This window comes from Cobetia sp. SIMBA_158 (genome assembly GCF_046566945.1).
In the GTDB taxonomy this organism is placed as follows: Bacteria; Pseudomonadota; Gammaproteobacteria; order Pseudomonadales; family Halomonadaceae; genus Cobetia; species Cobetia amphilecti.
Genome location: NZ_JAWJYL010001145.1, coordinates 1 through 233 on the forward strand (window position 1 = coordinate 1; position 233 = coordinate 233).

Below are 233 nucleotides of genomic sequence, written 5' to 3' on the forward strand. Positions count from 1 at the left end.
CAGAACGTGGTTGGGGCCGCCGACATAATCGCCGATCGCCTCGGGCGTATATTGCCCCATGAAGATGGCGCCTGCGTGGATGGTCTGTTCGCTCAACGCCACCGGGTCGGCGACGCAGAGTTCCAGGTGCTCCGGGGCGATCCGGTTCGACAGGGCCGCGGCCTCGTCCAGATCCTTCACCACGATGACTGCGCCAAAGTCGCGCCAGCTGATGCCCGCAATGGCGCGCCGCT

Annotated in this window: 1 protein-coding gene; it reads right to left on the minus strand. The window is 66.1% G+C overall.

Annotated features, from left to right (window positions below; translation table 11 throughout):
- Window positions 1-233: histidinol dehydrogenase (locus tag R2R70_RS23340; RefSeq protein ID WP_410979398.1), on the minus strand; the 233-nt coding region annotated here is incomplete at both ends.